This window comes from Streptomyces neyagawaensis, assembly GCF_023516595.1.
GTDB lineage: Bacteria > Actinomycetota > Actinomycetes > Streptomycetales > Streptomycetaceae > Streptomyces > Streptomyces neyagawaensis.
In genome coordinates this window covers 1-21,192 of record NZ_JAMGBG010000069.1, presented here as the reverse complement: position 1 = coordinate 21,192, position 21,192 = coordinate 1, and the positions used below count along the sequence as shown (strand labels likewise).

General features: G+C 71.6%; 20 protein-coding genes and 2 pseudogenes. 9 read left to right on the top strand and 13 right to left on the bottom strand.

Annotated features, from left to right (window positions below):
* Position 1: 1 nt before the first annotated feature.
* Positions 2 to 226, bottom strand: coding sequence for a hypothetical protein (locus tag M8J73_RS27075; RefSeq protein WP_249829174.1), 225 nt, complete (start codon positions 224 to 226; stop codon positions 2 to 4).
* 111 nt (positions 227 to 337) lie between these two features.
* Between M8J73_RS27075 and M8J73_RS27070 the strand changes: the two genes are divergently transcribed.
* The gene (locus M8J73_RS27070; RefSeq protein ID WP_055542787.1) at positions 338 to 1,558 is read left to right on the top strand and encodes a pyridoxal phosphate-dependent aminotransferase; all 1,221 of its coding nucleotides are present in this window, start codon (positions 338 to 340) and stop codon (positions 1,556 to 1,558) included.
* A gap of 134 nt (positions 1,559 to 1,692) precedes the next feature.
* Positions 1,693 to 2,050, top strand: a pseudogene (locus M8J73_RS27065) (hypothetical protein); the annotation flags it as partial.
* Between the two features lie 97 nt (positions 2,051 to 2,147).
* On the opposite strand, the gene M8J73_RS27060 reads toward M8J73_RS27065, so the two are convergent.
* Complete coding sequence (locus M8J73_RS27060) at positions 2,148 to 2,678, bottom strand: YbjN domain-containing protein (RefSeq protein WP_055537897.1); 531 nt, start codon at positions 2,676 to 2,678, stop codon at positions 2,148 to 2,150.
* A 117-nt stretch (positions 2,679 to 2,795) separates the two neighbouring features.
* Positions 2,796 to 5,393 (bottom strand): ATP-dependent chaperone ClpB, encoded by a 2,598-nt coding sequence (gene clpB / locus M8J73_RS27055; protein WP_249829173.1) that lies wholly within the window; start codon positions 5,391 to 5,393, stop codon positions 2,796 to 2,798.
* Between the two features lie 117 nt (positions 5,394 to 5,510).
* Here clpB and M8J73_RS27050 point away from each other — a divergent pair, with 117 nt between their 5' ends.
* Positions 5,511 to 5,924: a pyridoxamine 5'-phosphate oxidase family protein gene (locus tag M8J73_RS27050; RefSeq protein ID WP_055541193.1), complete on the top strand. Its 414-nt coding sequence runs from the start codon at positions 5,511 to 5,513 to the stop codon at positions 5,922 to 5,924.
* 172 nt (positions 5,925 to 6,096) lie between these two features.
* On the opposite strand, the gene M8J73_RS27045 is transcribed toward M8J73_RS27050, so the two are convergent.
* A complete protein-coding gene (locus M8J73_RS27045) occupies positions 6,097 to 6,432 on the bottom strand; it encodes a Rieske (2Fe-2S) protein (protein ID WP_055541192.1) in 336 nt (111 codons plus the stop codon).
* Positions 6,433 to 6,741: 309 nt separating this feature from the next.
* On the opposite strand from M8J73_RS27045, the gene M8J73_RS27040 reads away from it, so the two are divergent.
* A complete protein-coding gene (locus tag M8J73_RS27040; RefSeq protein WP_079055092.1) occupies positions 6,742 to 7,761 on the top strand; it encodes a helix-turn-helix domain-containing protein in 1,020 nt (339 codons plus the stop codon).
* Here M8J73_RS27040 and M8J73_RS27035 read toward each other — a convergent pair.
* Complete coding sequence (locus M8J73_RS27035; RefSeq protein WP_055541190.1) at positions 7,715 to 8,797, bottom strand: helix-turn-helix transcriptional regulator; 1,083 nt, start codon at positions 8,795 to 8,797, stop codon at positions 7,715 to 7,717. The two genes, M8J73_RS27040 and M8J73_RS27035, sit on opposite strands and share 47 nt — an antisense overlap.
* 414 nt (positions 8,798 to 9,211) lie before the next feature.
* Between M8J73_RS27035 and M8J73_RS27030 the strand changes: the two genes are divergently transcribed.
* Genes M8J73_RS27030 through M8J73_RS27020 form a run of 3 tightly spaced genes read left to right on the top strand, consistent with a single transcriptional unit; the run spans position 9,212 to position 12,557 of the window.
* On the top strand, positions 9,212 to 10,753 hold the full coding sequence (locus tag M8J73_RS27030) for a circularly permuted type 2 ATP-grasp protein (protein WP_055538971.1): 1,542 nt from the start codon (positions 9,212 to 9,214) through the stop codon (positions 10,751 to 10,753).
* Complete coding sequence (locus tag M8J73_RS27025) at positions 10,750 to 11,685, top strand: alpha-E domain-containing protein (protein WP_055538970.1); 936 nt, start codon at positions 10,750 to 10,752, stop codon at positions 11,683 to 11,685. Before M8J73_RS27030 ends, M8J73_RS27025 begins: the two co-directional genes overlap by 4 nt.
* Positions 11,686 to 11,690: 5 nt before the next feature.
* On the top strand, positions 11,691 to 12,557 hold the full coding sequence (locus M8J73_RS27020) for a transglutaminase family protein (protein ID WP_055538972.1): 867 nt from the start codon (positions 11,691 to 11,693) through the stop codon (positions 12,555 to 12,557).
* Positions 12,558 to 12,604: 47 nt separating this feature from the next.
* Here M8J73_RS27020 and M8J73_RS27015 read toward each other — a convergent pair whose 3' ends face one another.
* The 7 genes and pseudogenes from M8J73_RS27015 to M8J73_RS26990 all read right to left on the bottom strand — a co-directional run bounded on the left by M8J73_RS27015 (position 12,605) and on the right by M8J73_RS26990 (position 18,788).
* Complete coding sequence (locus M8J73_RS27015) at positions 12,605 to 13,090, bottom strand: hypothetical protein (protein WP_055538969.1); 486 nt, start codon at positions 13,088 to 13,090, stop codon at positions 12,605 to 12,607.
* Positions 13,091 to 13,161: 71 nt separating this feature from the next.
* Positions 13,162 to 14,796, bottom strand: coding sequence for a hypothetical protein (locus tag M8J73_RS27010; protein ID WP_249829172.1), 1,635 nt, complete (start codon positions 14,794 to 14,796; stop codon positions 13,162 to 13,164).
* A 229-nt stretch (positions 14,797 to 15,025) separates the two neighbouring features.
* On the bottom strand, positions 15,026 to 16,177 hold the full coding sequence (locus tag M8J73_RS27005) for a sugar ABC transporter substrate-binding protein (RefSeq protein WP_249829171.1): 1,152 nt from the start codon (positions 16,175 to 16,177) through the stop codon (positions 15,026 to 15,028).
* A 608-nt stretch (positions 16,178 to 16,785) separates the two neighbouring features.
* Positions 16,786 to 17,292, bottom strand: a complete 507-nt coding sequence (locus M8J73_RS27000) for a hypothetical protein (RefSeq protein ID WP_249829206.1) — start codon at positions 17,290 to 17,292, stop codon at positions 16,786 to 16,788.
* A 112-nt stretch (positions 17,293 to 17,404) separates the two neighbouring features.
* On the bottom strand, positions 17,405 to 17,536 hold the full coding sequence (locus M8J73_RS44935; RefSeq protein ID WP_274757612.1) for a hypothetical protein: 132 nt from the start codon (positions 17,534 to 17,536) through the stop codon (positions 17,405 to 17,407).
* Between the two features lie 89 nt (positions 17,537 to 17,625).
* A pseudogene (locus M8J73_RS45580) lies at positions 17,626 to 17,670 on the bottom strand (hypothetical protein); the annotation flags it as partial.
* Positions 17,671 to 17,906: 236 nt separating this feature from the next.
* A complete protein-coding gene (locus M8J73_RS26990) occupies positions 17,907 to 18,788 on the bottom strand; it encodes an NAD(P)-dependent oxidoreductase (protein ID WP_055539568.1) in 882 nt (293 codons plus the stop codon).
* A gap of 96 nt (positions 18,789 to 18,884) precedes the next feature.
* Between M8J73_RS26990 and M8J73_RS26985 the strand changes: the two genes are divergently transcribed.
* Together M8J73_RS26985 and M8J73_RS26980 are read left to right on the top strand one after the other, a co-directional pair.
* Positions 18,885 to 19,235 carry a winged helix-turn-helix transcriptional regulator gene (locus M8J73_RS26985; RefSeq protein WP_055539567.1) on the top strand — a complete coding sequence of 117 codons (351 nt, stop codon included), beginning with the start codon at positions 18,885 to 18,887 and terminating at the stop codon, positions 19,233 to 19,235.
* Positions 19,236 to 19,530: 295 nt separating this feature from the next.
* Complete coding sequence (locus tag M8J73_RS26980; RefSeq protein WP_372504023.1) at positions 19,531 to 20,130, top strand: PA14 domain-containing protein; 600 nt, start codon at positions 19,531 to 19,533, stop codon at positions 20,128 to 20,130.
* Here M8J73_RS26980 and lxmJ read toward each other — a convergent pair.
* Positions 20,108 to 21,061, bottom strand: a complete 954-nt coding sequence (lxmJ, locus tag M8J73_RS26975; RefSeq protein WP_249829205.1) for a F420-dependent peptide dehydroalanine reductase LxmJ — start codon at positions 21,059 to 21,061, stop codon at positions 20,108 to 20,110. The genes M8J73_RS26980 and lxmJ overlap by 23 nt on opposite strands.
* Positions 21,062 to 21,192 lie beyond the last annotated feature (131 nt).

Here is a 21,192-nt window from a genome sequence, read left to right as displayed (position 1 = left end):
GTCAGTCGCCGCCTCCGCCGCCACCCCCGCAGCCCCCACCGCCACAGGAGGAACCCCCTCCGCAGGACGAGTCACCCCCGCAGGACGAGCCGCCTCCGGACGATCCTCCGTCCGCCCACCAGCTGCGGCGGCGCCGGCGTCGCGAGCCCTCGCTGAGCGTGGACACGATCCCGAGCAGCACGACCGCCCCGAAGACGAGGAAGAACCCGATCTCCATCTCCGTCACCAGCCTTTCGTTCCCCCGTGCAGACCCCCCGTGGGTCGTGCGTGACCTGGGGATGCCCTCGCCCCTCACGGCCCAAAGCAGAGTTGAGGAACTCCAGAGGTTGGGCGGAGGATGACGGCCATGACCTCCAGCGCACGCCCCGCAGACCCCGCCGGCACCGCTGCCCGGCCCCCGCTGAACCGGCGGCTCGCCGAGTTCGGGACGACGATCTTCGCGGAGATGTCCGCGCTCGCCCTGCGGACCGGTTCGATCAACCTGGGCCAGGGTTTCCCCGACACCGACGGCCCCGAGGAGATCCGCGAGGCCGCCGTACGGGCGCTGCGGGACGGGCGCGGCAACCAGTACCCGCCGGGTCCCGGCGTCCCGGAGCTGCGCGCCGCGGTCACCGCGCACCAGCTGCGGCGGTACGGGCTGACGTTCGACCCGGACACGGAGGTGCTGGTCACGGCGGGCGCCACGGAGGCCATCGCGGCGGCCCTGCTGGGGCTGCTGGAGCCGGGTGACGAGGTGGTCGCCCTGGAGCCGTACTACGACTCGTACGCGGCCTGCATCGCGATGGCGGGCGGGCGGCGGGTCCCTGTGACGCTGCGGCCGCACGAGGGGCGTTTCCGGCTGGACCTCGACGAGCTGCGGGCCGCCGTCACCGACCGGACCCGGCTGCTGCTGATCAACACCCCGCACAACCCGACCGGCACGGTCCTCACCCGTGCGGAGCTGACGGCGATCGCGGAGCTGGCCGTCGAACGGGATCTGCTGGTGGTGACGGACGAGGTGTACGAGCACCTCGTCTTCGACGACGCCGAACATCTGCCGCTGGCGACCTTCCCGGGGATGCGGGACCGCACGGTGACCATCGGGTCGGCCGGCAAGACGTTCTCGTTCACCGGGTGGAAGGTGGGCTGGGTGACGGCGGCGCCCGCGCTGGTGTCGGCCGTGCGCTCGGCGAAGCAGTACCTGACGTACGTGGCGTCCGGGCCGTTCCAGTACGCCGTCGCCGAGGCCCTCGCGCTGCCGGACTCCTACTTCGACGCGTTCCGCGCGGACATGCGGGCCAAGCGGGACGTGCTGGCGGCGGGGCTGACCGACGCCGGGTTCGACGTGTTCACGACCGCCGGGACGTACTTCATCACCACCGACATCCGCCCCCTCGGCGAGACCGACGGCTTCGCGTTCTGCCGGGCCCTGCCCGAACGGGCCGGGGTCGTCGCCATCCCCAACGCGGTCTTCTACGACCACCGCGAGGCCGGGGCACCATTCGTACGGTTCGCGTTCTGCAAGCGCGCGGACGTACTGGAGGAGGCGGCGAAGCGACTCAAGTCGCTGTCCGTCTGACAGCCGACGCACACCCGGACACGCGCTCTCCGAGCGCCGGTAGCCCGGCCTTCGCATCGCCTGCGAAGGCGGCCTTTTCGTCGCCCCTGACATGCGCCCCCGCTCAGCGAGACGGATCCCTCGCCTGCTGCCGTGCCCTGCGGTTCGTCCGGCATCCGCTGCTGGGCCACGACCGCTTCGTGTTCGCGATGACGACGGTGATCGCGGCGGCGGCGCTGCTGCTGTTCGCGCTGCTGCTCCTGGACCGGCCACCGCTGCCGCTGCTGGTGTACACCGCCGTCCTGCTGGTGATCGCGCTCGGCGGCGACGGCTTCTTCGCGTCGAAGCCGCGCTTCCTGCTGCCGGCGTTCCCGCTGCTGCTCCCCCCTGGCGCTCGCGCTCGCCCGTACGGCGAGAGCCCGGCCCTGGCACGCCACCGTGGTGGTCACCGCCCTGGCCGGGCTCTCCTACGTGTACGGGGCGTACCTGGTGGTCGTGAACCGGGTACCGCTCCAGAGGGTCGCGGGGCAGACGGAAGTCTGCCGGCGGCCCCTGGGGCCCGGCGTTCCCACCGGGCCGGGCCGTCGGACCGGCCGGAGCCGGACGAGGGCTACTCGTCGTCGCTCTCGGGCTTGTCGGACTCCTCGATGTCCTCGGCGAGGCCGAGCTGCTCGACGAGCCACTTGTCGAACTCGATGGCGGCGCGGACCCAGCTGACGGTCGAGGAGACGAAGTGCTCCAGGCTGACGCCGGTGCCGATCAGGAGCTGGGCCTCACCGATGAGACGGACCGTGCCGTCGTCGTGGGTGTGGCTGTAGACCTTGGGCCACAGGGTGCGGCGGTTCCAGTCGTCGATGGTCTCCAGCAGGGCCTGCTTCTCGGTGATCTGGTGCGGACGGTCGTAGAACGTGCGCACCGAGAAGACCTGCTGGTCGCCCTCACCCCGGAACATGAAGTAGGTGCGGAACTCCTCCCACGGCGCCGCGAGGTCACCCTCGTCGTCGACGACGTACTTGAGCTCCATCTGGTCGAGGAGCTGCTTCACGAGGTCCTGATCCGGCACCACGGGGCCCGGCGGGGGGCCGGGCTGCGGCTCGGGCTGGCCCCCGAAGTTCGGAATCGAGGACGGGTCGATGGACATACTTGGACACTCCAACTGTCGTCTGGCTCGTCCGGCCGTCGCTGAGACCAGACGTCACGACCCACCCTCTCTCCCTTGCCCCCCACGCGGCAACCTGCCTCATCGGGCAGTCGTGAACTACAGGGTCTTTCCGGTCGCGGGACCCACGATCAGCCCATCGCCGAAGGCGTCGACGCGGACCGGGTCGCCGTCCTTGACCTCGCCGGCCAGGATCTCCTTGGCGAGGCGGTCGCCGATCGCGGTCTGCACGAGACGGCGCAGCGGGCGGGCGCCGTACGCCGGGTCGTTGCCCTCGTCGGCGAGCCACGCGAGGGCCGCCGGGGTGACCTCCAGGGTGAGGCGGCGCTCGGCGAGCCGCTTGGCGAGGCGGTCGATCTGGAGGCCCGCGATCCGCTCCAGCTCGGCCTTGTTCAGGGCGGAGAAGACCACGAGGTCGTCGAGGCGGTTGAGGAACTCAGGCTTGAAGGAGGCCCGGACCACCTCCAGGACCTGCTCCTTCTTCTCCGTCTCGGTGGTGACCGGGTCGACCAGGAACTGGCTGCCCAGGTTGGAGGTGAGGATCAGGATGGTGTTGCGGAAGTCGACCGTCCGGCCCTGTCCGTCGGTGAGGCGGCCGTCGTCCAGCACCTGGAGCAGGATGTCGAAGACCTCGGGGTGGGCCTTCTCCACCTCGTCCAGCAGCACCACGCTGTACGGGCGGCGGCGGACGGCCTCGGTGAGCTGGCCGCCCTCCTCGTAGCCGACGTAGCCGGGCGGGGCGCCGACCAGGCGGGCCACGCTGTGCTTCTCGCTGTACTCCGACATGTCGATGCGGACCATGGCCCGCTCGTCGTCGAAGAGGAAGTCGGCGAGGGCCTTCGCCAGCTCGGTCTTGCCGACACCGGTCGGGCCGAGGAAGAGGAACGAGCCGGTGGGGCGGTCCGGGTCGGCGATGCCCGCGCGGGAGCGCCGTACGGCGTCCGATACGGCGCGGACGGCCTCGGTCTGGCCGATGAGGCGGCGGCCCAGCTCCTCCTCCATACGGAGCAGCTTCTGGGTCTCGCCCTCCAGGAGGCGCCCGGCGGGGATGCCGGTCCAGGAGGCGACGACGTCGGCGATGTCGTCGGCGCCGACCTCGTCCTTGACCATGGTGCCCTTGGCGACCTCCTCCTCCGCCTCGGAGGCGGCCTCCAGGGCCTTCTCCAGGGTGGGGATCTCGCCGTAGAGGAGCTTGGAGGCGGTGTCGAAGTCGCCGTCGCGCTGGGCGCGCTCCGCCTGGCCGCGCAGGTCGTCGAGCTTCTCCTTCAGCTCGCCGACGCGGTTGAGGGACTGCTTCTCCTTCTCCCAGCGGGCGTTCAGGCCGCGCAGCTCCTCCTCCTTGTCGGCGAGGTCGCGGCGGAGCCGTTCGAGGCGCTCGCGGGAGGCGGCGTCGGTCTCCTTGTCGAGGGCGAGCTCCTCCATCTTCAGCCGGTCGACGGCGCGCTGGAGCTCGTCGATCTCGACGGGTGAGGAGTCGATCTCCATGCGCAGGCGGGAGGCGGACTCGTCGACGAGGTCGATGGCCTTGTCGGGCAGGAAGCGGGAGGTGATGTACCGGTCGGAGAGGGTGGCGGCGGCGACCAGGGCGGCGTCGGCGATCTGGACCTTGTGGTGGGCCTCGTAGCGGCCCTTGAGTCCGCGCAGGATCGCGATGGTGTCCTCGACGGTGGGCTCGGAGACGAGGACCTGCTGGAAGCGGCGCTCCAGCGCCGGGTCCTTCTCGATGCGCTCGCGGTACTCGTCGAGGGTGGTGGCGCCGACCATGCGCAGCTCGCCGCGGGCCAGCATCGGCTTCAGCATGTTGCCGGCGTCCATCGCGGAGTCGCCGCCGGCGCCCGCGCCGACGACGGTGTGCAGCTCGTCGATGAAGGTGATGATCTGCCCGTCGGAGTCCTTGATCTCGGCGAGGACGGTCTTAAGCCGCTCCTCGAACTCACCGCGGTACTTCGCTCCGGCGACCATCGCGCCGAGGTCGAGCGCGACGAGCCGCTTGTCCTTCAGCGACTCGGGCACGTCGCCCTTGACGATCCGCTGGGCGAGGCCCTCGACGACGGCGGTCTTGCCGACGCCGGGCTCACCGATGAGGACCGGGTTGTTCTTGGTGCGGCGGGACAGGACCTGGACGACCCGGCGGATCTCCTGGTCCCGGCCGATGACGGGGTCGAGCTTGCCCTCCCGCGCGGCGGCGGTGAAGTCCGTACCGAACTTCTCCAGGGCCTTGTACTGCCCCTCCGGATCGGCTGTGGTCACCCTGCGTCCTCCCCTGGCCTTCTGGAACGCCTCCAGAAGCTTCTCGGCGTTCGCACCCTGCCGGGAGAGTACGTCTCCGGCCTGGCCGCCCTTGGCGGCGATCCCGATCAGGAGGTGCTCGGTGGAGACGTACTCGTCGCCCAGGTCCTTGGCCCGGGACTGGGCGTCGGCGACCACGGCGAGCAGCTCGCGGTTGGGCTGGGGCGGCGACACGGTGGACCCGGTCACGCTGGGCAGGCCCGCGAGGGCCTTCTCCGCGCCGGCGCGGACGGCCGCCTGGTCGGCGTCGACGGCGGCGAGCAGGTCGGTGATGTTCTCGTTGTCCTGGCCCTGGAGCAGAGCCAGCAGCAAATGGGCGGGGGTGAAGTCGGGGTGCCCCTCGGACACGGCCCGGCTGCTGGCCGCGTTGATCGCGTCCCGGCTCCTGTTGGTCAGCTCGGCGTCCACGTTCGCGTTCTCCTCCTTGTGTCAGCCCTCATCCACGCTGACTTGAGCAACGTACACAAAGTTGAGTCTATTCCACTCAAGGCGGTGAGCGGGGGGTGAACCGATAGGTTGCGGTTCATGGCCTCCTACTCCGTGGACCCGGGTGCCCCCGACGAGACGTACCTCGCCTTCTGGCGGGAGCGGCACCTGTGCACCCTGACGACCCTCCGCCCGGACGGCACCCCGCATGTGGTGCCCGTCGGGGTGACATACGACCCGGAGGCGGGTCTGGCTCGGGTGATCACCAACAAGTCGAGCAGGAAGGTGCGGCACGTCCTGGCGGCGGGCCCGGACGGGGCCGCGGTCGCGGTGTGCCAGGTGGACGGCGGGCGCTGGGCCACGCTGGAGGGGCGCGCACGGGTGTCCACGGAGCCGGAGCGGATCGCGGACGCGGTGCGGCGGTACGCGGAGCGGTACCACAGGATGCCGGGGCCGAACCCGGACCGGGTGGTCATCGAGATCGAGCTGACGGCGGCGCTGGGGCGGGGCTGACCGCCATCCCGGCCACGGCTGATCATTTTCAGCCATGGCGGCCGCACGGTCACATCGGCGGAGATCCCGAAATATCCCCGGAAACCTGCAGCGGCGTCACCGTGTTCAGGTCACGGTGACGCCGCTGCTGGGGGGAAGCGCCTGAGCGATTTGAAACGACGGGGGAATCGCTTCAGGCACTGCGGGGGGTGGCTGATACGGCCGAGGAGGCCGGGGTCTCCGGTTCGGTGAGCTGGTGGTCGCGCTGGTCGAGATTGACGAAGATCATCCCGTATCGGACGGCGCACCGTACGGGCTGCGGCGCGCCGCGCGGTCGCCGCAGACACCGGTACGCCCGGATGTCCTCGTCCTCGTCCCGGGTCACCACCACCGGCTCACCGAACACGGTCACCATCAACGAGTCACCGCTGTGGGGGATGGCGGTGGCCAGGTCGATGAAGTGCCAACCGGATCGGTAGGCGGTAGCCATTTCTCGGCGGAAGGATCGGTCGTCGGGTGGAGTCGTCATGTCAGGCCCTCGCACCGCCACCGGCCGGAGGCACCGGCCAACTGGTGTCCAAGGCTCGCGCCAGCGTCGTCGACTCCGCCACCGCCGGCCAACTGGTGTCCGCACGAGTGTCACGCTTCGTCTCGGAGAGGCCACCCAGCGCTCCGAAGGCGATAACGGTGGAGAAGGCGGCGACAAGCACCGAGCGAAGCATTCTCTTACGCATAGTCGGCTTCGTCCTCACTTGAAGGTCCCCTCTTCCCCCGTCGCATACGACGATGGCTCATTCGGGCACGTCATGGCCACATAATCGATGCATCATGTTCCTGCATGTTCAGGACCCTGGGGGGTGGAGATTTGAGTAAAAATCGGGCCAAGGCGGTACATCCCCATACGGTGGCTGATCTGTGCGACGAAGGAGCTCGTCTCTATGCGCACGCGCTGCGGACCGGACGCCTGGCACGTGAGGACGTCGAACCCGCCCCCTGCCTCATGGAGTTCGCCCTCCTCCACCCCGATCCCGATGACGCGAACTGGCTCCGCCCGGTTCCCCCGTCGGTCGCTCTGGCCCAACGGCTCAACCCCATCGAACGGGAGATCGCCGAGCAGCGGAGGCGGTCGATCGAACTCGCCGACGTGTTCGAACCGTTCATGACCCTCACCGCCCAGGCGACGACGCCCACGCACGCCATCACCGTGCTGGAGGGCGGCGAACGCATCCAGGCGGCACTGAATCTGGCGACGGCCGAGTGCCAGACAGAGGTGCTCACGGTCCAGCCGAGCAACCGCATCTCCGAGCGCAACCTTCTCCAGGGCCTCGAGCGGGACCGGCCGTTGATCGAACGTGGTGTGCGCATCCGCACGCTGTACCAGCACACGGCCCGCTACAACCCGGAGAAACTGGCCTACGTGGCCCAGCTGTCCAACGGCAAGGTGGAGTACCGCACCATCGACGAACTGGTGGAGCGGCTCATCATCTGCGACGAGACGGTCGCCTTCATCCCCACCCGCGACGACCAGCAGGTCGCCCTGGAGCTCAGGCATCCGGGACTCGTGCGCTACCTCGTCAAGGTCTTCGAGTTCATGTGGGGCCGGGCCGTCCCCCTCACCGCGGGCGCCCCCTACGAGACCGCTCCCGACGGGATCAGCGAGATCCAGCACTCCATCGCGAAACTCCTCGTCGAGGGCCATGTCGACGAGGCCATCGCGCGGCGGCTCGGGATGAACGTGCGGACCTGTCGCGCGCACATCGCCAAGCTGGCCACGGCGCTCGGCAGCGGCAGCCGGGCTCAGCTCGGGTATCTCATCGCGCAGTCGGGGATTCTGGAGCAGGAACAGCCGCTGCCCTAGGCGGGGCGGACGGAGCGGGCAGGGACAGCAGGTCGCCCCCGGTCTCCGTACCCGGTCGTTGCGGGCCGTCCAGCCCCACCTGGGCGATGCGGACGCCGAGTTGGGTGCGGCTGGCGGCGCCCAGGGTCTCGGAGAGGCGGGCGATGTGGGCGCGGCAGGTGCGGACGCTTATGCCGAGGCGTTCGGCGACGACGGCGTCCTGGTGGCCCTCCGCGAGGAGCGCCGCGATGGACCGCTCCCGGTGGGTGATGCCCGCGATGCCGGAGGACGGCAGCGGGGCGGTCAGCGGGATGCCGAGGCGCCAGAGCCGTTCGAAGACGGTGACCAGGTACTCCACCAGCGCGGGGTGCCGGATCTCCAGGGCCATGGTGCGGTCGGCGTTGGCGGGGATGAAGGCCACGGTGCGGTCGAAGACCATGAGGCGTTCCACGACCTCGTCGAGGGTGCGGGCCTCCGCCGCCTCGCCCATCATCTCCATGTAGTTGTGCAGGCCCTGCCCGTGCCGGGCCACATGCGTGTACAGGTCCCGCATCCGTACGCCCCGCCGGCACATGGCGAGCGCCCGGTGCAGTCCCTCGCGCAGCTCGTCCTCCCGCCGGATGCCGCCCGGCTGCACGGTCATCACCTCGGTGGTGCAGCGGTCGGTGGCCTCGTCGATCGCCGCCCGGATCCGGGACAGCCCGTCGAGGACGCGGATCGCCGTGCCCTCCGCCGGCTGACCCGGCCGTACGGCGCTGAGGCCCGCGTACCACTCGACGGCCTCGACGGCCGCGCCCACCCGGGCCTGGCTGGCGCTGACCTCGGCGTGGACGCCGCGCAGCAGCCGGGTCATGACCTCCTGCGGGGAGGTGGGCACCAGCCAGCCCATGTCGTCGGGGTCGGGGTGCAGCAGGGCCAGTTCGACCAGACAGGGCACGGTCTCCGCGTCCTCGCGCGGGAGACGACCCCGCCGTACCGCGCGCGCGTACACCCGGTCCCCGGCCTCGCAGAGCCGGTCGGCACCGTGGGGATGCCCGTCCGTCGCATGCCCGGCCATGACCAACTCACCCCCGGCTCCAGCCTGTTCGCAGCGCAACTATGCGCGGCCCGCACCGCCTCCGCAACACGACGACACCGTCCCCCTGCCCCAAAGAGCCCCCCTCTGCCCCCTCTTGTCCACCCCTCAGGTATTACGCCCTGCAACAAGCTGAAGAAACGATGCCTGGAGGTCGCATGGAGGGTCCGTGAAGACCGGGACGGGACGTGGCCGGGGGTGCGGCCCCTCCGGCGGCCGCCCGTGCCCATGCCGCGCGGCCGGGCACGCGGGTCGGTCGCGGGTGGTTCGCGCGGACCGACTCCCCCGCGCGGACGTACTTCAAACCCTCCGTTTCCGCTGGTCGCGATCGTTCCCGCAAGATGGCGGAAACGAGACAGTGATCAGGCTGTTACGTAGCGCACTTACCGTCAGGCCATGGCGGACATATTTGACGCGTACGCGCTGGCCGACGCGTGGGACGAGATGTTCGAGCGGCCGGGTGAGGTCAGGGCCGCCTATGAGCCGGTGCTGGCCGCGCTCCAGCCGATCGAACCGGCCGAACTGAGGTTCAGGGCGGACCAGATGGCCCGGGCGTTCACGGACCGGGGCGTCACCTACGCCTTCGCGGGCGAGGAGAGACCCTGGCCGCTCGATCTCGTGCCGAGGATCCTGGACGCCCTGGAGTGGGATCTCATCCAGCGCGGAGTCGCCCAGCGCGTCCGGGCGTTGGAGGCGTACCTCGCCGACGCCTACGGGCCGTGCCGGGCCTTCGAGGACGGGGTGGTGCCCTGGCGGCTGCTCCTCAACTCCCCCCACTTCCACCGGTCCGCGCACGGCGTGGAGCCGCCCGGCGGGGTCCGCATCCATGTCGCCGGCATCGACCTCGTCCGCGACGAGGCGGGCGCCTTCCGGGTGCTGGAGGACAACGTCCGGGTGCCGTCCGGGGTGTCGTACGTCATCGAGAACCGGCGGGCGATGACCCGCGTCTTCCCGTCCCTCTTCGCCGAACAGCACGTGCTGCCGGTCGACGGCTACGCGCAGAAACTGCTCGCCGCGCTCCGGGCCGCCGCGCCCGGCGGCATCGGGGACCCACGGGTCGTGGTGCTCACGCCCGGCCCGAACAACGCCGCCTACTTCGAACACGCACTGCTGGCCCGGCTGATGGGCGTGCAGCTGGTCGAGGGCCACGACCTGGTGTGCCGGGGGAACCGGGTGTGGATGCGGACCACACGCGGCGAGATGCCCGTCCATGTCGTATACCGGCGGCTCGACGACGACTTCCTCGACCCGCTCCACTTCCGTCCCGACTCGGTGATCGGCTGCCCCGGCGTCATGGGCGCCGCGATGGCGGGCAACGTGACGCTCGCCAACGCCGTCGGCAACGGCATCGCCGACGACAAGCTGCTCTACACGTACGTACCCGACCTGATCCGGTACTACCTCGGTGAGGAACCGGTCCTGCCCAACGTGGAGTCGTACCGACCGGACGAGCCGGGGCAGTTGGAGGCCGTACTCGACCAGATCGACCAGCTCGTCGTGAAGCCCGTCGACGGGGCCGGCGGGCAGGGCATCGTCATCGGACCCAAGGCCGACCGGGAGACGCTGGAGCGGACCCGCGCGGCCGTCCTCGCCGATCCGCGCGGCTGGATCGCGCAGCGGCCCGTCGCCCTGTCCACCTCCCCCACCCTCGCCGGCGAACGCATGGCACCCCGCCACATCGACCTGCGCCCCTTCGCGGTGAACGACGGCAGCGAGGTCTGGGTGCTGCCCGGCGGGCTGACCCGGGTCGCCCTCCAGGAGGGCAACCTCATCGTCAACTCCAGCCAAGGTGGCGGCTCCAAGGACACCTGGGTGCTCGCCGAGGGCCCCGCCGAGCAGCGGCACGAGGAGGAGAGCGGCCCGCTGGAGAAGGCACCGCGCCAGCTCGGACCCGACGGCACCCGCACGCTCGTGCAGGAAGGGGCGCAGCAGCAGTGAACGACGTGATCCTTTCCCGGATAGCCGAGGCCCTGACCTGGACGGGCCGCTACGTGGAGCGCGCCGACGCCACCGGCCGCATCCTCGACGCCTACCTCCACCGCCTGCTGGAGGACCCCTGGCGCGACGAGGACGCCGCCTGCCGCTCGCTGTACGCGATCCTCGGCGTCGACGCGCCCGACCAGCACTGCGACATGCGGCAGGTCCTCGACCGGCTGGCCTTCGACGCGCACTCCACCGGCAGCATCGAAGGGGCGCTCGGCGCCGCCCGGCTGAACGCCCGCAGCGCCCGCGAGGCCGTCTCCTCCGAGATGTGGGAGTGCCTCAACTCCACCTGGCACGCCCTCGCCGACCAGCGCACCGCCGCCCGCCGCACCGGCGGCCCGTACGCCTACCTGGAGCTGGTACGGCGGCGCGCGGCCCTGTTCTTCGGGCTCGCCGACTCCACGATGAGCCGCGACGACAGCTGGCGGTTCGTGGTCCTCGGCCGCAGCCTGGAGCGGGTCGACATGACCGTGCGGCTGCTGTCGGTACGCGTCCTGGACGCCGCGCACGCGCCCGACTGGCCGACCCTGCTGAGCGCGAGCGGCGCCGACGAGGCGTACGCGCGTCTGCACGGCGGCTTCGGCGACAGCCCCAAGGTCGCCGAGTTCCTGCTCCTGGACCGGGACTTCCCGCGCTCGGCGCTGCACGCGCTGACCACGGCCGAGGAGTGCCTCGCCGCGCTCGGCCGCCCCCGCCAGGACCCGGCCCGCCGCCCGATCGGCGCGCTGCGCACCCATCTCGAGTACCTGGACTCCGCGTCCCTGGAGGCCGGGCTGCCGACGCTGCTGCGAGACCTGCAACGGGCGTGCATGGCCTCGGCGGAGGCGGTGGCCGAGAAGTTCTTCCCGTACCAGGGTCCCGTCGAGTGGGCCCAGGAAGGCGCGTGAGCACGATGACCCCACCCCCCGCGACGCACCCCACCCGGCGCCTGCGCATCCGGCACACCACGCGTGTCTCGTACGCCCAGCCCGCGTCCTCCTCGCACAACGAGGTCCGGATGACCCCGCTCACGATGCCGGGCCAGACCACCCTGGACGCGCGGGTGCTGGTCAACCCGTCGACGCCGACCTGGTCGTACTGGGACTACTGGGGCACCCAGGTCACCGGCTTCGACCTGATGGACCCGCACGGCGACCTCACGATCACCGCGTCCAGCCTGGTGGAGACGGCGCCGCCGGAGCCGCTCACGGACGCGCCCGCCTGGGCGGAGGTCCACCGGGCCACCGCCGACTCCCGGCTGCTGGAGTACCTGACCGCGACCCGCCGCACCACGCTCCCGGCGGAGCTGGTCGAGCGGGCGCGGGAGGCGGCCGCCGGGCTGGACGTGCACGAGACGGCGGTCGCCGTGTCGGCGATGGTCGCCGACCATGTGGCGTACGTGCCGGGCGCCACCGGTGTGCACACCAGCGCGGCGGAGGCGTGGGACCAGCGGGCCGGTGTCTGCCAGGACATCGCCCATCTCACCCTGGGCATGCTGCGCGGCCTCGGCCTGCCCGCCCGCTATGTCTCCGGCTATCTCCACCCCGAGCGCGAGGCGGAACTGCACCGGCCCGTCGCGGGGCAGAGCCACGCCTGGATCGAGTACTGGGCGGGCGACTGGGCCGGCTACGACCCCACGAACCGGGTCCGCGCCGACGAGTCCCACGTCGTCGTCGGGCGCGGCCGGGACTACGACGACGTCACCCCGCACAAGGGCATCTACCGAGGGGTGACCGGGGGCCCGCCGGAGGTGACGATCGAGTTCACACGGGTGGCGTGAGCGGGACGGGCGGCGGGACGGTCACCCGCTCTCGTCCCTCCCGTTCGTCACTCGCGCTCGTAGTTCGTCAGCACGCAACCCGCCTCGGCCTCGACGCGGGTGTACGTGTCGGGAATCTCCAGGCCCGGCTCGCAGTCGATGTAGAGGAGACCGGCGTCGAGCAGGGTCCGGGCGTGTTCGTCGCGGTCGACGTCGAGGACGAAGTTCATCCCGATCATGAGGCCGTTGTCGTCGGACTCGTCGGACGCGGCCAGGTCCTTCTGGAACTCGGTCATGTCGGTGACGTGCAGGAAGTCGATGTCGGTGTCGTCGTCGACGTCGCAGTCGCCGCCGCCGTCGATGGCGTCGCTGAACTCGGCGCGGATCTCCGCCAGATCGGACGACGTGTAGAAGTCGGTGTCCTGGCAGCCGACGTTCTTGTCGACGTAGGTGGCGACCGCCTCCGTGTCACCGGCCATCGGCAGCTCGACCCCGTCGTCGCCGCAGGCGGTGACGGTGAGGGCGAGCAGAAGGGCGCAGGCGGAGGCAGACATTCGGGTACGCAAGAGGGTTCCTCAGGTAGGTGGGGCGGAGCTGGGGGGTGTCAGGGGGCCGGGCGGCGGTGTCAGCCGGCCGGCGCGAAGGCGTGGAAGCCCTCGGTGGTGGAGAGGTGGCCGTAGCCCGTGGCCTCGTCGACGGCGGGGACGTGGTCGACGGGGAGGTCCTCGGCGAGGACCTCGCGGGTGCGGGGGTCGACGGCCAGACCGTGCTCCGTGCCGTCCTCGGCGGTCGTGTACCCGTAGAGGACCGAGCCGTCGCGGGTGAACCGCACGGGGTCCAGCGGGGTCTCGTCCGCCCCCTCCTCCTGCGTCCACAGCCGCTTGCCGCCGGGCAGCCGCCACACCGTCGTACCGGTGAACGTGCCGCCGGGCACGGCGTCCTCGGCGGCGAGGTCGCCGGACGGGGCGAGGAGCACGGACCGCGTGGCCTCGTACGAGTCGGTCAGGTCACCGGACTCGAGGTCGTACCAGGCGTGGATCCAGGTGTCGTCGTCGCTCTGGGACGCCTGCCAGGCGACGAGGACCCGGCCGTCGGTGACGCGGAGCAGGGACAGCGTCTCGGAGTCCGGCATGGGCTCCAGGTCCGGGTCGCCGTTGTCGTACAGCTCCACGCCGGGCGGTATCTCGGCGTCGGCGCTGCTCCAGACCTTCTTGCCGGTGGCGAGGTCGCTCAGGGTGATGCGGACCATGTCGGTGCCGCCGACGTTCGCGTTCTCGAACCCGGCGCCGTACCCGCCGAGGACGGGCGGCGCGGTGGCGCGGGCGGCGCCGATCAGCCCCGTCCTCGGGTCGTACGCGCAGTCGGCGCCCTCTTCGGTGCAGGTGACGGTGCGGGCGGTGCCGCCGCCGACCGGGGTGAGCCGTACGGTCGCGTCGGCGGGGTCGACGCGGTAGCCCTCGCTGAGGGCGGCCGCGTAGTACAGGCCCGTCTCGGGGCGGCGCGTGGCCGGGGTCGCGCCCAGCTTCCGTCCCCGGCCGTCGTACACGGTGACCGTCGAGGTGGTCTTCTCGGCCGTCAGCCCGTCCGACCCGGCGGTCCGCGACGTGCCGACGGCGACCGCGGGGGCGCCGTCGCGCCAACCGGTGAGCGTCACCGAGTCGGTGGCCGCCTTCAGGGAGGCACGCAGCTTCCCGGTCCTCGTGTCCCGGAACTCCAGCGTCAGCGGCTGGGGGGCCTCGGAGAGGTGCAGCACGCGGTTGGGCCCCTGCGGAGCCGGTGAGCGGCGGTCGTCGCCCCAGGTGTCGGGCTCCAGGAACGCCTCGGCGTCGTCGAAGTCCTTGAGGTAGGCGCCGCTCGCGTCCTTGGCGAACAGCAGGGTGCCGCCCAGGTCCAGCACACCGGGTGCCGTGTGGCCGGCGGCCAGGCTCCACGCGGGCTTCGCGGCGAAGCCGGGGAGACGGGGGCCGTCGTAGGCGGGGGCGCCGGCGGACGCGGTGGGGCGGTCGCCGGGCGCGGGGTTCTTGCCGCCGCCGTCCGGTTCACCGCTGTCGACCGCCGTGCAGGCGGTCAGGAGGGCGAGCGAGAGCGCCAGGGTGAGGGGTGGGGCGAGGGACGCGGTGGAGCGGGATGCCCATCGGGCTGCCCCCGTGGACCGCCGCGCGGCCGCGGGAGCGTCGGGGTGTGGCCCCGCTGCGTGTGTTGATCCCCCGGCGGCGGTGCGCGCGCAGCGCTCCGCCGGGTCCCCGTTGTGCTGAAGCATCCCGACAGTCGTCCCCCGTGATCACGACATGACAGGCCGAAACCCTAGACCATGGTGTGATCTTGACGCGGGGACTGCACAGGATCTACGCAGGACGGCGACGGGGGAGCGGCGAGGACGGGCGGCGGCAGCGAGGGCCGTTCCCGGCCGCTCGCCGCCGCTGACGTCGTTTGTCGTCACTGACGCCGCGTTCGCCTCGCTGACGTCGTTGTCGTGGCGGGGCCCGGTGCTAGTTCAGCTTGAGCGCGTCGCAGGCGGCCTTGTACGGGGCCGTGCAGATCTGCTTGACGGTGTAGATGCCGTCGGCGACGACCGTGTCCGCGATGTTCTTCTTGGTCAGCGCGACCGGCGGAACCAGCTGGGCGGGGATCTTCTTGGTGGTCGGCGAGTCGACGCTGTCCTTGGCGAGGGCGTCGAACTCGATGGAGCGGCCCTGGACCTTGGCGACGGCCATCTCGGCGGCGGCGTTCGCCTCCAGCGGGAACGACTTGTACACGGTCATGTACTGGTCGCCCGCGACGATCCGCTGCACCGCGTCCAGGTCGGCGTCCTGCCCGGTGACCGGCGGCACCTTGGAGACGCCGGCGGTCTTCAGGACGTCGATGACGGCACCCGCGATGCCGTCGTTGGCGGCGTAGACGGCGTCGATGTTGCCGGCGCCGAGCTTGGCGACGGCCTCCTCCATGTTCGCCTTGGCGGCGACCGGGTCCCAGTCCTTGGTGTCGTACGTCTCGGAGATCGTCACCTTGTCGCCGAGTTCGGAGAGGGCGCCCTCCTTGAACATGGCGGCGTTGGGGTCGGTGGTCGACCCGTTCATCATGACGATCTTGTTGGCGGCGCTGTCGCCCAGCTTCTCCACCAGGGAGCGGCCCTGCACCTGGCCGACCAGCTCGTTGTCGAAGGAGACGTAGCCGTCGATCGGGCCCTGGGCGAGCCGGTCGTAGGCGATGACCGGGATGCCGGCCTTGTCGGCGGTCTCGACGGCGCTCGCGATGCTCTTGGAGTCCACGGCGTCGACCACGATGATGTCGACCTTGTCGGTCACCATCCGCTCGAGCTGCTCGATCTGGGTCTCCGGGTCCTTGTCCGCGTTGGCGTACTGGACCGTCGCCTTGTTGTCGGTCAGTTCGCCGATCTTCTTCTTCATGATCGGGAGGTCGAACTGCTCGTAGCGCTTGGTCTCCTTGTCCGGGAAGAGAACGCCCACCGTGATGTCGTCGCCCTTCGTGGGGCTCGCCTCCGCGCTGCTGCCGACGTCCACGACCCCGCAGGCAGCGAGGGAGACGGCCGCGGCGGACGCCGCGAGGGCGGTGGCGGTGCGGTGCAGGGCGGTACGACGTATACGGCTGGTGCCGGTCGTGCTGGTCTTACGGGCGTTCACATCAAGGGCCTTCCGGGCGTGGGTCGGCACTGAGACCCAGGTGGCTGAAAGCCAACGCGCTGATCACCGCAGCGTCAAGGAGTAATCACTTAACGAGATGACAACAGCGTTGTGTGGTCTCGGTGTGAAGAGGGTAAAGCAAGGGACTCGCGCTGTCGCCGCGCGCCCTTCACGGCCCGCGGGGCCGGGGGCGGTGCGGGAAACGACACGGGCCGAACGGTGCCCGGCGCAGTGCCTGTTGACTCATCACGAGGGCCGGCGAGGGCGACCGTCGGGGCAGAGGTCCGAGGAAGGGGCAGGCCAGAGAGGGTGACCGGACTCACGGAGGCGGCCCTGACGCGGGCCACCGGGCGGACACGGACATGTGGGAGAAGAACGGGACGATCACCACGTACGGCCTCCCACCGTGCCGCTCCCCGGGCACCGGGGCGGGACCCGACGGGTGGCGGACGTCACTCCGTACGCCCGCCACGCCGGACCGAGTCACGAAGATCGCCGAGCCACCGACCCCCTGACGGCGACCCGACTCTACGGTCACTGAGCGTCACCGGGGGCGTCACCGGTGGGCCTCGCCGGGGGCCGGGGGGTCGGGGCCTGGGCCGGGTGGCTCAGCCGTCGGTCCACTTCCGCAGGAGCGCTTCCCGCTCCTCGCGCCGGAGGGTGCCCTCGGCGGCGTACGCGCGTCCCCAGTCCTCCAGGGGGCCGAGGTCCGCCGTGCCGTCCACGAGGCGGTTCAGGAGGGCGACGGAGAGGTCGTACTCGGACTCGACGTAGCCGCCGACGGCGGACGCCATGTAGGCCTCCAGTTCGACGGTGGTCCCGTCCGCCGTCTCCAGGTGCACCTCGAAGGCCCCGGGGCTGCCACCGCCCCCGGCCACGGCGCTGAGCGCGAGGTCGACGGCGGCGGTGACCACCAGCCGCCCGGCGGACCGGATCCGCACGTACCGCAGGGCGACCGACCGCAGATCCGCCCACCGCCACTCGCCGCCCTGGTCCACGCCGAGCCCCACGACGCCGTCCCGGGTCAGCCGCAGCCCCCGCCCGGCCCCCTCGGGCTCCGCCCCCACGTACACCCCACCGTCCCCGGCGATCCAGAACAGCCCGACCATGGCCATGAGTTGCCTCCCCAGAAGCGCAAGCGCCGCACACGTATCGCCTGGTGAGACACCACCTGGGGCCTGATGGTTCAGTCGGGGGCGACCAGCGGTCAACGAGCCGGGTCGAGCGTCAGCTCCGGAGCCGACCGGTGACGGCCTCCGTGACGGCGCCCCCCTTGGCCGGACCCTCGGGAATGACGACCTCCGTGCCGTAGGGCACCCGGTGGATGTCCTCCCAGTCCGCCTTGTCGGGGCGAGGCACGGTGAAGAGGGTGACCGCCCCCCCTCGCCGTCGTGGTCGTCGATGACGACGTACACGGGGATGCCGGCACGCGCGTATTCACGGCGCTTCCTGACCCGGTCGCGGTCCCGGTTCCGCGTGCCGGGCGAGACCACCTCGACGATGAGTTGACGGAGTCGGCCCTGACTCCCATGTCTTCTTCGTCGCGACACGACTCGGTGTCTTCTGGAGCGACGAAGGCGTCCGGTACCCAGACCTTGCGCTCGTGGATCACATTCACATCCTGGTGGCAGGCGTACTCGCCGCCACGAGGCACGGCTTCGGGGGCGGACCGGCACGGTGGGGCTTGGCCGTTCGGCCGGCCCCGACCACCTGTGGTGTTCCAGGACGGTCAGCGCAGCAGTAGGTCGATCACGCCTGTCAGGTCCTCCTTGGCGCTGCCCTCGGTCAGGCGGCGGCGCATCAGCTCGAAGTAGGGGGTGAGCAGTTCGGGGCTGACGCCCTGTTGCCGCGCGGTCTCCAGGAACGTCGGTGTGCCCGCCACCTGCATGGCCAGGTCCGAGACGACGTTCCTGGTGTAGTCGCCGCTGCGCAGCTGATCGGCGGTCTGGTGCACCGACGGGGCCATCGCGGTGAGCCAGCCGACGAGCAGCGGGGCGAACTCGGCGGGGTCGATGTCCTCCCGACGGATCAGGGCGAAGGCGTGCGCGGTGCCCGCGAACATGCCGTACATGGCGCTGAGCAGCGCCACGTCGTACAGGGCGGCGAAACCCGCGTCCCCGCCGACGTACGTGGTGCCCGCCGGGACGCCCAGGGTCCCCCGGTGCTGCTCGAACAGCTCCCGCGAACCGCTGTACAGGACATAACCGCCGGCCTGCGGGACGCCGATCATCGGGGGGACGGCCATGATCCCGCCGTCCAGGTAGCGGGCGCCGCGCCCGTCGGCCCATACGGCGCGGGCACGGGCCTGTTCGGGGGTGCTGGTGGTCAGGTTGACCAGGTCCCGGCCGGTCAGGTCGGTACCGGCCAGCACCTCGGCGACCGACGCGTCGTCCAACAAACAGGCGATGATCAAGGAGTTGGCCCGGACCGCCTCGGCGGCGTCGTCCGCGACCGTCGCGCCCTCGGCGGCGAGTGCCGCGGCACGGGCCGGGGTACGGTTCCAGACGGTGAGCGGGTGGCCGGCGGCGAGCCAGGCACGGGCCAGCGCGGTGCCCATCGCACCGAGCCCCAGCAGCGTGACGGGCGTCTTCTCAACAGGGTTCTGTGTCATGCCGAACAGGCTGGTCACAGCTCCGGAATCGATCAAGTACGCACTTCGCGGTGGGTGGTTACCCCGCGGTGAGCGAGCACGTCGGAAGGGTGGGGCATGACGACGCTGAACCGGCCGGGCACACCGGACGGACACGTCTGCGGCATCGACACCGCGATGGAGGTGATCGGCGGCAAGTGGAAGGTGCTCATCCTCTGGGCGCTCCACGAGCAGCCCTGCCGCCGCTTCGGCGAACTGCGCCGACTGCTCCCGGGGATCACCGAGAAGGTGCTGGCCTCCCATCTGCGGGAGATGGAGGCCGACGGTGTCGTGCACCGTGTCTCCTACGACGAGGTGCCGCCCCGCGTCGAGTACTCGCTGACCGAGTCCGGCATCCGCCTCAACGACGCCCTCCAGCCACTGGCCGCCTGGGGACGCGAACAGCCGGCCCCGGCCCGCACGACCTGACCCCGCCTCCGCCCCCCGCCTCCGGCCGCCTGGGCCGACCTCGGCCGGTCTCGGCATGCGACCGCCCGTTCCCACCCCGAAAGGCATCCCTTATCCTCGCCGCTACGCGCTCAGGCGTCCCAGCAGCCCCACCTGCGCTGTAGCGCCCCACCACCCCCACGCCGAAGGTCATTCGTTCCGTGTCTGTGGGCCGAAAGGGCTGCGAGTGATGTCCGAGGGTTCTCGTTCCGCGTCCGGGAGGACGGGGCGTCGGTGGCGCCGGGGACGTCGACGGCGGCGGGTGGGGGCCACCGCCGTGGCGACGGTCATCGCCGCGGCGATGGGCGGGGTGTACGCGCTGACCGCCGAGGCGGCCGTGACCTGCGCGCCGTCCGTGTTCAAACGGCAGATGTTCGCGAACACGTCGTTCTCGGGTACGCCGCTGACGACGGACTGCGACAGCGCGATCGACCAGGACTGGGGCACGGACGCGCCCGCGCCGGGGTTGCCGGACGACCACTTCGGTGTGCGGTGGAGCGTGACACGGGACTTCGGCTCCGGCGGTCCGTTCACCCTCGTCGCGTCGGGGCGGGACGGCGGCGTCCGCGTGTACGTCGACGGCCGGTTGCGGATCGACCTCCGAGGTGAGGTCCACGGCGACGTCCCGACGCCGGACGCGTCGCCGGGCGCGCCGGCGGTCCCGACGCCGGGCTCGTCTCCGGGCGCGACGGCCGTCCCGACGCCGGTCTCGACGTACGGCCCGGTGCCGGTCTCGCGGAGCGTCGACCTCACCATCCCGTCCGGACGGCACACCCTGCGGGTCGACTACGTCAACCGGAGCGGCGCCGCCGAGGTCGCGTTCACGGCGGTGCCGCTGTCCCGTGCGGGGACCGTCACCCCGCCGTCGCCGCGATGATCTCCTCCATGTCGTCCACCGCCGCGTGCACGCCCTCCGTGAGGAGGACGGCGGTGGGGTTGAGGAGGATCTCGTCGACACCGGCCGCCCGGTAGCGGGCCAGGGTGGCGGCGATCTCCTCCGGTGTGCCGGTGACGACGACGTCGGCGCGCAGCAGTTCGGCGGCGGGGTCCGGGCCGTCGGTGTCCAGGCCGGCGCGGCGGAGCATGTCCGCGTAGTGCGGGGCGCCCAGGTGCGCGCCCGCGGCGACCCGGGCCAGATGGCGTGGGTCGCGGCCCGGCCGGGCGACGGCGACGTGCACGGCCGTCGCGATCCGGGGCCGCCCGGCACGCCCCGACTCGGCCGCGCCTTCGGCCAGTTGGGGTACGAGCACGTCCCGTACGTACGCCGGCGGGGTCATCCAGGTGATCGCCACGTCCGCCGTCGCGCCCGCCGTGCGCGCCATGCCGGGCCGGAGCACCCCGGCCCCCACCTCCACCGGCGCGTGCGGCCCGACCGGCGGCAGCTCGGCGTGCAGCCGGTGGTACGGGCCGTCGTACGCCACGCTCTCGCCGTCCAGCAGGGAGCGTACGGAGCGGACGTAGTCTCCGACCGCCGTACGAGGGCTGCGGTACGGCTCCGGCGCGAGGCCCTTCGCGAAGTCGGGCGTGCCGATGCCGTACCCGGCCACCACCGGCTGCCCCGTGAGCAACGCCAGCGAGCGGGCCTGGAGCGCCGCCTCGTACGGGTGCCGCAGCGGCAGCAGCGTCACCGCGGTGCCCACGGGCACGGTGTGCCCCATCCCGGCCAGATGGGCCAGCACCTGGTGGGGTTCGGCGCGGAAGGACTGGCAGAGCCACAGGCGCCGCGCCCCGGTGCGGGCGACGGACGCGGCGAACGGGGCGACGAGTTCGGGGTGGTCGGGCTGGAGGGGGTAGAGGACGGCGGGCAGGTCACGCGCCGCCCCGTCGGCGTTCGCGGCGGTCGGCCGGGGTTCCGTAGTCGTCAACTCGGAGTCCGCGGCGGTCGGCGCGGGCGTCGCACTCGTCGGCCGGCCTTTCGTGGCGGTCGGCGCGGGCGCCG